This window comes from Pseudomonas sp. N-137, from assembly GCF_034555295.1.
In the GTDB taxonomy this organism is placed as follows: Bacteria; Pseudomonadota; Gammaproteobacteria; order Pseudomonadales; family Pseudomonadaceae; genus Aquipseudomonas; species Aquipseudomonas rhizophila.
This window is the reverse complement of sequence record NZ_JAXUDQ010000028.1, coordinates 76229-87929: the sequence shown is the minus strand read 5'-3', so window position 1 is coordinate 87929 and position 11701 is coordinate 76229. Positions and strand designations below refer to the sequence as shown.

Here is an 11701-nt window from a genome sequence, read left to right as displayed (position 1 = left end):
TAGCAGACGCCGAATCGTGGTTCGGCGTCGTTCTTTTTCGGTGTTAGCTGTTGTGCTTAGTGCACCAGCATGCCGGTGAACCAGTAGGCCTGGGCCAAGGTGATCAAGCCTACGATCGTTGCAAAGAATAGGCTGTGTTTCAGGGTGAAACGGAACAGATCCGATTCCTTGCCCACCAGGCCGGTCGCAGCGCAGGCCACGGCAATGGACTGTGGCGAAATCATTTTGCCGGTCACGCCGCCGCTGGTATTGGCTGCCACCAGCAATGTGTCGTTGACGCCGATCTGGTGCGCGGTGGTGGCTTGCAGCGAGCCGAACAGCGCGTTGGAGGAGGTGTCGGAACCGGTCAGGAATACTCCCAGCCACCCCAGGAAGGGCGAGAAGAACGGGAACGCCGCGCCCGTGCCGGCCAACACCAGGGCCATGGTGGACGACATGCCCGAGAAGTTGGTGACGAAGGCGAACGCCAACACCATGCCAATGGACAGGATAGGCCAACGCAGCTCGTAGAAGGTTTCTTTTAAAGTGGTAAGACCAGTTCTGAGGTTGATCTTCAGCACCAGCATCGAGATCAATGCGGAAAAGAAAATCGCCGTACCGGTGGCGGAAATCGGATCAAGTTTGAAGATCGCCGGGATGGCTGTTGGATTGGTCACGATCGGCGCGACCTTGATCACCATCTGATCCAGGTGTGGGATGGCGAAATTGAACACCCAGCCGTACATCGATCCGCCCGGGGCGAACATCGCCTTGAACGGTTTGAGCGTCCAGATCGTCACCAGCACGGTGAGGATCAGGAACGGTGACCAGGCCTTGAGGATTTCTCCCAGGCTGTAAGGGGACGCCACGGTGCTGCGTGGCTGGCCGAAACCGCCGACGCTGGCGGTAATGGTTGCGCTGGAGGTGGCGCCGGCAATCTGGGCACCTGCGGTGCGTTTTGGCTGCCAGATTTTCAGGAACAGAGTCAGGGAAACCAGGCTGGCCAGGGCAGATGTGATGTCCGGCAGTTCCGGGCCGATGAAGTTGGAGGTGAAGTATTGGGTGATGGCGAAGCTCAAGCCTGCCACTAGCGCCGCCGGCCAGGTTTCCCGAACGCCGCGCAGGCCATCCATCATGAACACCAGCCAGAACGGTACAAACAGCGACAGCAATGGCAATTGACGGCCCGTCATGGCGCCGATCTTGAACGCGTCGATCCCGGTGACCTGGCCGGCCACGATAATCGGAATGCCCAGGGCGCCGAAGGCCACGGGGGCGGTGTTGGCGATCAAGCAAAGGCCGGCGGCGTACAGGGGATTGAAGCCCAGGCCGACCAGCAGCGCCGCGGTAATCGCTACCGGCGCGCCGAAGCCGGCGGCACCTTCCAGAAATGCCCCGAAGCAAAAGCCGATCAACAGCACCTGAAGGCGCTGGTCATCGGTGATCGACAGCACCGAGCTGCGGATCACTTCGAACTGGCCGCTCTTGACGGTCAGTTTGTACAGAAACACCGCCGCGACGATGATCCAGGCGATAGGCCACAGGCCATAGGCAAAACCATAACCGGCAGCAGCGAACGCCATGTCCGCCGGCATTTGAAACGCGAAGATCGCCACGGCAATCGCCAAGGCCAGGGTGATGCTGCCGGCCACATGTCCCTTGAGGCGAAACACCGCCAGGGCCAGGAAGAAAAATACGATGGGGATGACGGCCGCAAGTGCGGACAAGCCGAGGCTGCCGAGCGGGCTGTAGAGCTGTTGCCAGGTTTGCATAGTGGGTGGGCCCCTAATTGTTGTTGGTCAGGCACTGGTCAGCGATTTTGGATAATTGGTAAGACCAATTTACAAGCGCTGTCGGCTAGGGTAAAAGCCTTGGTTGTCGCATGTCAATTTGCCGCTCTGAAACTTTCGTCGAATGAGTGCGGCCGATGGCATCTGATCTGTGGGTCGAAGTGGCTTGTGGAGGGTGTCGGCGGGGCGCGGATAGGCGAGAATAGAGAGCCCGGCGAGCCGTCGGGATCGTGGAGAGTCGAGTTATGGGGTTTGATCAGATTCGTCAGCGCCGTTTGTCTGACGATATTGTCGAGCGGCTTGAAGGAATGATCCTTGAAGGCACGCTGAAGTCCGGCGAACGCCTGCCCGCCGAGCGTGCCTTGGCCGAGCAGTTCGGCGTGTCACGCCCTTCGTTGCGCGAAGCGATTCAGAAACTGGCGGCCAAGGGCTTGCTGGTCAGCCGCCAGGGCGGTGGCAACTATGTGGTGGAGTCGCTGGGCTCAACCTTCAGTGATCCCCTGTTGCAGTTGTTGGAAAGCAATCCTGAAGCGCAACGTGATTTGCTGGAGTTTCGCCATACGCTGGAAGCTTCCTGCGCTTACTACGCGGCACAGCGGGCCACGGACGTGGACCGCGAGCGGCTGACGGCGGCGTTCGAGGAGCTTCAGGATTGCTATTCACGCCATGAAAATGTGAGTCGGGCTGAGGAGGGCGCGGCGGATGCGCGGTTTCACCTGGCCATCGCCGAAGCCAGTCACAATGCAGTGTTGCTGCATACGATTCGGGGTCTGTTCGATCTGCTCAGGCGCAACGTCGTCACCAACATTGGCGGCATGTACAAACAGCGCAGCGAAACCCGAGACATGCTGATCAGTCAGCATCGGGAGTTGTACCAGGCCATTATGGGCGGGCACGCCGAGCAGGCGCGGGAAGTCTCCAGCCGGCATATTCTGTATGTGCAGGAGGTGTTGGAAGAGGTGCGTCAGGAAGTGCAGCGGGTGGCGCGGGCAGAGCGGCGCAAGGGGATGTAGTCAGTGGGTTCTATAGTGATTGGACCCCTGTGGGAGCGAGCCTGCTCGCGAAAGCGGTCTGTCTGACACATCAAGGTTGCATGTGCCTCCGTCATCGCGAGCAGGCTCGCTCCCACATTGGATCTTCAGCGAACGCATAACCCAGGCGAAAGAATCAGTCTTCCTTGCCCTTGTTGCGTACCGCGCGTTGCAGCTCGCGACCGGCGTCGCGTTCGCGCTCGGTATCACGCTTGTCGTATTCCTTCTTGCCTTTGCCCAGTGCAATTTCGCATTTGATCAAATGCTTGCTCCAGTACAACGACGTGCAGACGCAGGCATAGCCTTTTTGCTGCACGGACGCGAAGAGCTTTTCCAGCTCGCGCTTGTTGAGCAGCAGCTTGCGCGAGCGTGTCGGATCGGCGATCACGTGGGTGCTGGCGGTGGTCAGGGGCGTGATATGGCTGCCCAGCAGCCAGGCCTCGCCGTCCTTGAGCAGCACATAACTGTCGACCAGTTGCGCCTTGCCTGCACGTAAGCTCTTTACTTCCCAGCCGGCCAGGACCATGCCAGCCTCGAAACGTTGTTCGATGAAGTAGTCGTGTCGCGCTTTTTTATTTTGCGCGATGGTCCCTGTGGGGTGTTTCTTCTGTTTAGCCATAGGGGCGGCATTATAGGCAGTTGCGGGCGTGTCGGCTACGGTGAAGCTACGTGCTTGAGCAGGTTGAATGAATCCCGGACAATGCGGCCTCTTTTTCGAACGCTTGGGCGTGATCACGATGTCGACAGACAAGGTTTCTGTCCACGGCAGTTGGGCTAGCCGCTGGGTCTTCATATTTGCCGCAACCGGTTCGGCCGTGGGGTTGGGCAGTATCTGGAAATTTCCCTACATGGTCGGCGTCTATGGTGGCGGTGCCTTTGTATTGATGTTTCTGGCGTGTATCGCGCTCATCGGCGCGCCGGTGATGCTGGCCGAAACCCTCATCGGTCGTCGCGCCCGGCAAAGCCCGGCCAATGCCCTGAAGGTGCTGGCAGTGGAGGCCGGGCACTCGGCCAAGTGGTCGTGGGGCGCGTTTGCCGGAATGATCACGGCGCTGCTGATCCTGTCTTTCTACAGTGTGGTCGGCGGTTGGTCGCTGGACTACATCATCGATATGGGGCGTGGGGACTTTCAGGGGGTGACACCCGATCAGGTCGGCGCCTACTTTGGTGATGTGATCTCCGATCCCTGGCGGCTGACACTTTGGCATACGATTTTCATGCTGCTTTCTGCGGTAGTGATTGCCCGCGGGGTGGTTGCGGGGCTTGAGCGCAGCCTGCGAATAATGATGCCGCTGCTGTTCGTGATGATCCTGGTATTGCTGGGCTACAGCATGACCACCGGGCACTTCATGGAAGGCGTTCACTTCATGTTCGATTTCCAGCCGGAGAAAGTCATGGATGGCCTGCTGCCGGCCATGGGGCATGCGTTTTTCTCCCTGAGCGTGGGGGTGGGCTCGATCATGATCTATGGTGCCTACATGCCCAAGAGCGCCTCGCTGACCAAGACCGTTGTAGGTGTCGCGCTGCTGGATACCTTTGTATCGTTGCTGGCCGGGCTGGCGTTGTTTCCGATTGTCTTCGCCGCCGGCCTGAACCCCAGCGAAGGGCCGGGGCTGATGTTCGTCAGCCTGCCATTCGCTTTCGGCAACATGGCATTTGGTCAATTCATGGGGGTGGTATTTTTTCTCCTGGTGGCCATTGCTGCCTGGAGTTCGGCCATTTCCCTGCTGGAACCCATGGTCGCTTATCTGGTGGAGCGAACCCGGCTCAGTCGCGCCTGGGTGACGTTCTGGCTGGCCTTTACCTGTTGGTTCGTTGGCCTGGGGACGGTGTTTTCCTTCAATATATGGAAGCAAGCGAAGTTTTTCGTGAACGAAGGCGGGATGTTCCATCTCTACCAGTGGGGAGCAACCGGAGGGCTGGATTTCTTCGGCGTGATTGATTTCTTCACATCACGGATCATGCTGCCGCTGGGTGGTTTGTGTTTCGTGGTGTTTGCAGGATGGGTCATGGGGCGTGAGGCGGTGCGTGACGAATTGTCGTTGCGCAGCCCTGTACTGTTTACCTTGAGCCTGTTCTTGATGCGCTATGTAGCGCCCATCGGCATTCTTGTAGTGTTTGCCGCCCAGCTGTGGAAGTGACGCTTACATGACGACACATATTCAACGCTCGGCCTTGCTGCCCTATCCGGCGCAGGCGTTGTACGACCTGGTCAACGATGTGGCAAGTTACCCGCAATTTTTGCCTTGGTGCTCGTCCGCCGAAGTGCTCGAAAGCTCTGAAGCCCATATGCGCGCCAGGCTCAATGTCGCCAAGGGCGGATTGAGCCAGCACTTTGTCACGCGCAACACCCTGGTGCCTGGACAGTCCATTGAAATGAACCTGGAAGAGGGGCCTTTCAATCAGCTCCACGGCGTCTGGGTGTTCAAGGCGCTGGGAGAGAAGGCCTGCAAGATCAGCCTGGATCTGTCGTTCGACTATGCAGGTCCGTTGGTGCGAGCCACGCTGGGGCCGTTGTTCAATCAGGCGGCCAATACCCTGGTCGACGCGTTCTGCCAGCGCGCCAAGCAAAACGCCGAGCTTGCCCGTTGATTGAGCTGGAAGTGGTGTATGCCGGCGTCGATCGTCAGGTCTTGCGCGTATTTTCCGTGCCGGAAGGCACCAGTGTTCGGGCGGCGTTAGAGGCGTCCGGCATTGCTGCTGAGTTTCCGCAACTGGATCTGGCCACTTGCCCGGTGGGGATTTTTGGCAAGGTGGTTGCCGATCCGGATCGCCAGGTGGTGCGGGCGGCTGATCGACTTGAAATTTATCGACCGTTATTGGCAGATCCAAAAGAGATTCGGCGGCTGCGTGCCGCCAAGGCCGCCCAGGCGCGCCAAGCTGATCAATAGTCAGCTCTGAATTGCAGGCAATAAAAAACCCGGTAAGCCGGGTTTTTTATTGAGCAATTTATTGCGGCGAAGTATCCAGTGGTTCTGGCGTCGGGACCGGTACGGTCTCGACGTTGTCCACGTCCTTCTGGATCTGATCGAGCAACGAGCCTGGCTTGACCGGTTTTTCCGGTTTCGGCTGCTCGGCATTCTGGGTTGGGTCGGTCACCGTAGTGCCGCTGTCCTGGCCCATAATGGCCTCGTCGCGGCTCACGCCGGGCATGAAATCGCCAGACAGGCTGACAAGTTGGTCATTGGCGTTGAAGATAACGCTGATGCGTTCCTGTTGGCGTTCACCACCACCTGGTTGCAGGCTGTACAAATAATCCCAGCGATCGGCATGGAACGTGTCGGTCAGCAGAGGGTTGCCCATGATAAACCGTACTTGCCGACGGGTCATTCCCGGGCGTAACTGGTCTATCATGTCCTGCGTGACGACATTGCCCTGCTGGATGTCGATTTTGTAAACCCCGGGGAATGAACAACCGGCGAGTGCGAGCAGTCCCACAAAGGTGAAACTGGTTAGCAAGAGCTTGGTGTTTTGCATCGGTGGGCGACTTCCACTATCTTGGCTGGGACAACGTAAACGCCGATCATACCCGCATTAAGAGAAGCTGCGAAGCAGCATCGCGAGAAAGCTGACCATGGTTGAAAATAGCGAACTACGCAAAGCCGGCCTCAAAGTGACCCTGCCACGGGTCAAAATTCTGCAGATGCTCGATTCCGCCGAGCAACGCCACATGAGTGCCGAGGATGTCTACAAGGCGCTTATGGAAGCTGGCGAGGACGTCGGTCTGGCCACGGTTTACCGTGTCCTGACTCAGTTCGAGGCGGCGGGGCTTGTGGCTCGTCACAATTTCGATGGCGGTCATGCGGTCTTTGAATTGGCCGATGGGGAACATCACGACCACATGGTGGACGTGGAAACCCGTGAGGTCGTCGAATTCACTTGTCCGGCAATCGAAAAGCGCCAAAAGGAAATTGCTGAAGAGCATGGCTTCGAGTTGATCGATCACCATCTCGTCTTGCATGTACGCAAGAGAAAGCCGGTTTAAAGCTGTTGAAACGCAAAAAGGCGACCCCAGGGTCGCCTTTTTGCGTTGGGCTGTTCAGATTTTTGCCGCGACGACCATTTTTTTCGCGTGAGCCAGGGACTCCTTGGTGAGGTCGATGCCGCCCAGCATCCGTGCCACTTCTTCCACGCGCTCGTTCTTGTTCAGCTTGGACACGGCGGTGCGAGTGGCGTCCTCGTCACGCACCTTGTGCACAAATAAATGCTGGTGTCCTTGGGCTGCGACCTGGGGCAGGTGAGTCACTGTCAGCACCTGGCCGCGCTCCCCGAGTCGACGCAGCAACTGGCCGACAATTTCCGCCGTAGGGCCGCCAATACCCACGTCCACTTCGTCGAATACCAGCGTCGGCACACGCGAGGTCTGTGCGGTGATGACCTGGATGGCCAGGCTGATGCGTGACAACTCGCCGCCGGAGGCGACTTTGGCCAGGGCCTTGAGCGGTTGGCCAGGGTTGGCGCTGACCAGCAACTCCACCTGCTCCAGCCCGTTGGGCTGAAGCTCGTCCCCCGCGTTGGGGTGCAGCTCGATGGTGAAGCGCCCGCCGGGCATGCCCAGGCGCTGGATTTCCTGCTCAACGGCACTGGCCAGCCCGGTCGCGGCCTGCTGACGCAGCTCACTGAGCTCCCTGGCTTTTTCCTGATAATGACGGGCATAGGACGCCAGTTCGTCTCCCAGGCGCTCAATGGATTCGTCGTTGGCGTTCAGGGTTTCCAGCTCTTCAAGCAGGCGTTGCTGCAGTTCGGCGACATCGGTTGGCTGAACGCGGTGCTTGCGCGCCAGCGTATAGATAGTGTCCAGGCGTTCTTCCAGATATTGCAGGCGCGCCGGGTCGGCGTCGAAATGATCCAGAAACCGGTTCAGCTCCCCGACGGCCTCCTCGACCTGGATCTGTGCGCTCGTGAGCAGATTGGTCGCTTCGCTCAGGGCACCTACCGAATTGTTGACGCTGGACAGCCGGTTCAGGCTGGCGGTCAGCGCATTGAGCACGTTCCCCGAGTCGCTTTCACTGCATTGCTCGACCACTTGCCGGCAAATGCCCAGCAGCGTTTCGGCATTGGTGAGGTTCTTGTGTTCCTGTTCCAGTTCCGCCAGCTCGTTTTCACCCAGGGCCAGGTTCTCCAGCTCTTCGAGCTGATAACTCAGCAACTGGTGGCGGGCACGTTGTTCGTCGCCGGAGTTGGAGAGGCGATCCAGTTCCTGGCGGGTCTGGCGCCACCGCTGGGCGGCCAGTTGAACCTGGCGGGCCAGGTCGGTGGCGCCGGCGTATTCGTCGAGCAGGCGGCGATGGGTCTCGGTCTTGAGCAGGGACTGGTGTTCATGCTGGCTGTGAATGTCGATCAGCAGCTCGCCCAGGGCCTTGAGGTCGCCGAGGGGGCAGGGCGTACCGTTGATGTAACCCCGGGAGCGGCCTTCGGCGGTGATGACCCGGCGCAATATGCACAGGCCGTCGGTATCCAGGTCACGTTCCGCCAGCCAGGCGCTGGCCTCGGGGATGTCGATCAGGTCGAAGGTGGCCAGGATGTCGGCCTTGTCCGCACCGGGGCGTACCACGCCGCTGTCGGCGCGATCGCCCAGCGTCAGGCCCAGGGCGTCGAGCATGATCGATTTGCCGGCACCGGTTTCACCGGTGATCACGCTCATGCCCCGATCGAGCTCGAGGTCGAGGTGTTCGACGATGGCGTAGTTGTGTACGGACAGGTGCACCAGCATAAAGGCCGCTCCCAGGCTTAGGTCTGGTTATTTATACAGTGTTTTGTTTCGGCCTGACAATGCCTTCGCTTAGCTCGATTTGCTTGGGTGGAAGACTTTCTTAGCGCCGGGAGGAATGAATATGCAGGGGTTTTTTGTAAGGTTAATTCGTCGGACCGCCCTTGAAGCTGGAAAACACGGCCCCATATACCGGGGCAGAAGCGCGAGTTGAGCTCGCGGACGAAGTTGAAAGGAGAAATCTATGGCTGACGAACAGACGCAGGACACGCAAAATCTAGACGCCAATCAGGCTCCCCAGGATTCGGGTGACGACCTGGCGGCACGTGTACAAGTGCTCGAAGAGCAACTGGCCGGTGCGCAGGATCAGGCGCTGCGTGTAGCCGCCGACCTGCAGAATGTCCGCCGTCGCGCCGAGCAAGATGTTGAAAAGGCTCATAAATTCGCCCTGGAGCGGTTCGCGGGCGACCTGTTGCCGATCATCGACAGTCTGGAGCGCGGCCTGGAGCTGTCCAATCCGGACGACGAAAACATTCGTCCGATGCGTGAAGGCATCGAGCTGACCCTGAAGATGTTCCAGGACACGCTCAAGCGCTATCAGCTTGAAGCCATTGATCCGCATGGCGAGCCCTTCAATGCCGAGCACCATCAGGCCATGGCGATGCAGGAAAGTGCGGACGTCGAGCCCAACAGCGTATTGAAGGTTTTCCAGAAGGGCTATCTGCTCAACGGTCGCTTGCTGCGCCCGGCCATGGTTGTGGTCAGCAAGACGCCGGCGCCGGTTTCGCCTTCTATTGATGAGCAGGCTTGAAATTTAGCGCAGCGGCCCCATTTAGAAGTCAAGCGTTTAAGTGCTACCGCAGTTAGCCACCACTGCTGCGGCAACAAAATCCAAGTTCCGGGAGAGTTAACATGGGCAAGATTATCGGTATCGACCTGGGGACCACCAACTCGTGCGTCTCCGTGCTGGAAAACGGCAAGGCCAAAGTAATTGAAAACGCTGAGGGCGCGCGTACTACGCCGTCGATCATCGCGTACGCCAACGATGGCGAAATTCTGGTTGGCCAGTCGGCCAAGCGTCAGGCAGTGACCAATCCGCATAACACCCTCTACGCGGTGAAGCGTCTGATCGGTCGCAAGTTCGACGAAGAAGTCGTTCAGAAAGACATCAAGATGGTGCCTTACAAAATCGCCAAGGCTGACAACGGCGACGCCTGGGTTGAAGTGAACGGCCAGAAAATGGCGCCGCCACAGATCTCGGCGGAAATCCTGAAGAAAATGAAGAAAACCGCCGAAGACTATCTCGGCGAAGCGGTGACCGAAGCGGTCATCACTGTTCCGGCCTACTTCAACGACAGCCAGCGTCAGGCGACCAAAGACGCCGGCCGCATCGCGGGCCTGGACGTCAAGCGCATCATCAACGAACCAACCGCGGCCGCTCTGGCTTACGGTATGGACAAGGCCAAGGGCGATCACACCGTGATCGTTTATGACCTGGGTGGCGGTACCTTCGACGTCTCCGTGATCGAGATCGCTGAAGTCGATGGTGAGCACCAGTTCGAAGTACTGGCCACCAACGGTGACACCTTCCTCGGTGGTGAGGACTTCGACATTCGTCTGATCGACTACCTCGTCGACGAATTCAAGAAAGAAAGCGGCATGAACCTCAAGGGTGACCCGCTGGCCATGCAGCGTCTGAAAGAAGCTGCCGAAAAAGCCAAGATCGAGCTGTCCTCGAGCCAGTCGACCGACGTGAACCTGCCGTACATCACTGCAGATGCCACGGGGCCGAAGCACCTGAACGTGAAAATCTCCCGCGCCAAGCTCGAAGCGCTGGTGGAAGACCTGGTTCAGCGCACCATCGAACCTTGCCGCATTGCAATGAAGGACGCCGGTATCGACGTTGGCTCGATCAACGACGTGATCCTGGTCGGCGGCCAGACCCGTATGCCGCTGGTTCAGAAGCTGGTAACCGATTTCTTCGGTAAAGAAGCGCGTAAAGACGTGAACCCGGACGAAGCTGTTGCCATGGGTGCCGCCATCCAGGGTGCTGTTCTGGCCGGTGACGTGAAAGACGTTCTGCTGCTCGACGTCAGCCCGCTGACCCTGGGTATCGAAACCATGGGTGGCGTGATGACTGCGCTGATCGAGAAAAACACTACGATTCCTACCAAGAAATCCCAAGTGTTCTCGACCGCCGATGACAACCAGAACGCCGTGACCATTCACGTGCTGCAGGGTGAGCGCAAGCAAGCCGCGCAGAACAAGTCCCTGGGCAAGTTCGACCTGGCCGAGATTCCGCCAGCTCCACGTGGCGTGCCACAAATCGAAGTGACCTTCGACATCGACGCCAACGGCATCCTGCACGTTGGTGCGAAAGACAAGGCCACCGGCAAGACCCAGTCGATCGTGATCAAGGCCAACTCCGGTCTGTCCGAGGAAGAAATTCAGCAGATGGTTCGCGATGCTGAAGTCAACGCCGAAGAAGACCGCAAGTTCGAAGAGCTGGCCAGTGCCCGCAACCAGGGTGATGCCCTGGTGCACTCGACTCGCAAGATGGTCGCTGATGCTGGCGATAAAGTGACCGCTGAAGAGAAAACTGCCATCGAGGCAGCTGTGGTTGCTCTTGAAGCGGCTGTCAAAGGTGACGACAAGGCGGCCATCGAGGCGAAGATCGAAGAACTGTCCAAGGTCTCCGCTCCAGTGGCTCAGAAGATGTACGCCGAGCAGGCTCAGCCGGCTGAAGGCGCAGCGCAGCAAGGCGAGTCGGCCGAAAAAGCCGATGATGTCGTTGATGCCGAGTTCGAAGAAGTGAAAGACCACAAGTAATCGCTTGTTGGTCGGCCGGTTGACTGCATTTGTGCGGTGACTGGTAGGATGTCGCCGCGCGGGAGCTTGCTCCCGCGTTGGCGTGTCTGGAGTCAGTGAATTTTTACAGCATGCGACAGCGTTCGGATGCTGGCGGCGTGATCGGGAATGCTCCTGCTTTCCGAGCGAGAGACGCCGCGTTTTGGCCGGTTCCCTGGCTGAAAGATGTGGGTTTGTACGAATCGTCGCTCAGCCACTTTTCGTACAAGGCCCAAGACCAGGATCGTTGAATTGACGTGAGTTGGGTCCGGGCCTGTATTGGGGCTCAACGAGTTTGGCAAGGTTCAGGAGAGGTTTGCCGGACGTCCTATAAGAGTGCAAAG

At 58.7% G+C, this 11701-nt stretch carries 11 protein-coding genes; 7 read left to right on the top strand and 4 right to left on the bottom strand.

All coding sequences use genetic code 11. The features are described from left to right. Nucleotides 1-56: 56 nt before the first annotated feature. Nucleotides 57-1751, bottom strand: coding sequence for a lactate permease LctP family transporter (locus T3A99_RS18765; RefSeq protein ID WP_107321858.1), 1695 nt, complete (start codon nt 1749-1751; stop codon nt 57-59). 263 nt (nt 1752-2014) lie between these two features. On the opposite strand from T3A99_RS18765, the gene T3A99_RS18760 reads away from it, so the two are divergent. Beyond that, nucleotides 2015-2782: an FCD domain-containing protein gene (locus T3A99_RS18760; protein ID WP_047229074.1), complete on the top strand. Its 768-nt coding sequence runs from the start codon at nt 2015-2017 to the stop codon at nt 2780-2782. A gap of 154 nt (nt 2783-2936) precedes the next feature. Here T3A99_RS18760 and smpB read toward each other — a convergent pair whose 3' ends face one another. After that, nucleotides 2937-3419: an SsrA-binding protein SmpB gene (gene smpB / locus T3A99_RS18755; protein WP_047229073.1), complete on the bottom strand. Its 483-nt coding sequence runs from the start codon at nt 3417-3419 to the stop codon at nt 2937-2939. A gap of 118 nt (nt 3420-3537) precedes the next feature. Between smpB and T3A99_RS18750 the strand changes: the two genes are divergently transcribed. From T3A99_RS18750 to T3A99_RS18740, 3 genes are read left to right on the top strand one after another with little or no spacing between them, the layout of a single operon-like run. Next, a complete protein-coding gene (locus T3A99_RS18750) occupies nt 3538-4941 on the top strand; it encodes a sodium-dependent transporter (protein ID WP_047229088.1) in 1404 nt (467 codons plus the stop codon). 7 nt (nt 4942-4948) lie between these two features. Continuing rightward, the gene (locus T3A99_RS18745; RefSeq protein WP_047229072.1) at nt 4949-5392 is read left to right on the top strand and encodes a type II toxin-antitoxin system RatA family toxin; all 444 of its coding nucleotides are present in this window, start codon (nt 4949-4951) and stop codon (nt 5390-5392) included. Next, on the top strand, nt 5389-5691 hold the full coding sequence (locus T3A99_RS18740) for an RnfH family protein (RefSeq protein ID WP_107321859.1): 303 nt from the start codon (nt 5389-5391) through the stop codon (nt 5689-5691). Before T3A99_RS18745 ends, T3A99_RS18740 begins: the two co-directional genes overlap by 4 nt. A gap of 58 nt (nt 5692-5749) precedes the next feature. Here the strand turns inward: T3A99_RS18740 and T3A99_RS18735 are convergent, their stop codons facing one another. Then, a complete protein-coding gene (locus T3A99_RS18735) occupies nt 5750-6277 on the bottom strand; it encodes an outer membrane protein assembly factor BamE (protein WP_047229070.1) in 528 nt (175 codons plus the stop codon). 97 nt (nt 6278-6374) lie between these two features. On the opposite strand from T3A99_RS18735, the gene fur reads away from it, so the two are divergent. Continuing rightward, on the top strand, nt 6375-6785 hold the full coding sequence (gene fur, locus T3A99_RS18730; RefSeq protein ID WP_076383526.1) for a ferric iron uptake transcriptional regulator: 411 nt from the start codon (nt 6375-6377) through the stop codon (nt 6783-6785). 54 nt (nt 6786-6839) lie between these two features. Here fur and recN read toward each other — a convergent pair whose 3' ends face one another. Further along, entirely contained in the window at nt 6840-8513 is a 1674-nt protein-coding gene (gene recN, locus T3A99_RS18725) for a DNA repair protein RecN (protein ID WP_047229068.1), read from the bottom strand. A 241-nt stretch (nt 8514-8754) separates the two neighbouring features. Here recN and grpE point away from each other — a divergent pair, with 241 nt between their 5' ends. Then, a complete protein-coding gene (gene grpE / locus T3A99_RS18720; RefSeq protein WP_076383527.1) occupies nt 8755-9321 on the top strand; it encodes a nucleotide exchange factor GrpE in 567 nt (188 codons plus the stop codon). A gap of 101 nt (nt 9322-9422) precedes the next feature. Beyond that, complete coding sequence (gene dnaK / locus T3A99_RS18715; protein ID WP_047229066.1) at nt 9423-11339, top strand: molecular chaperone DnaK; 1917 nt, start codon at nt 9423-9425, stop codon at nt 11337-11339. Nucleotides 11340-11701: the final 362 nt, after the last annotated feature.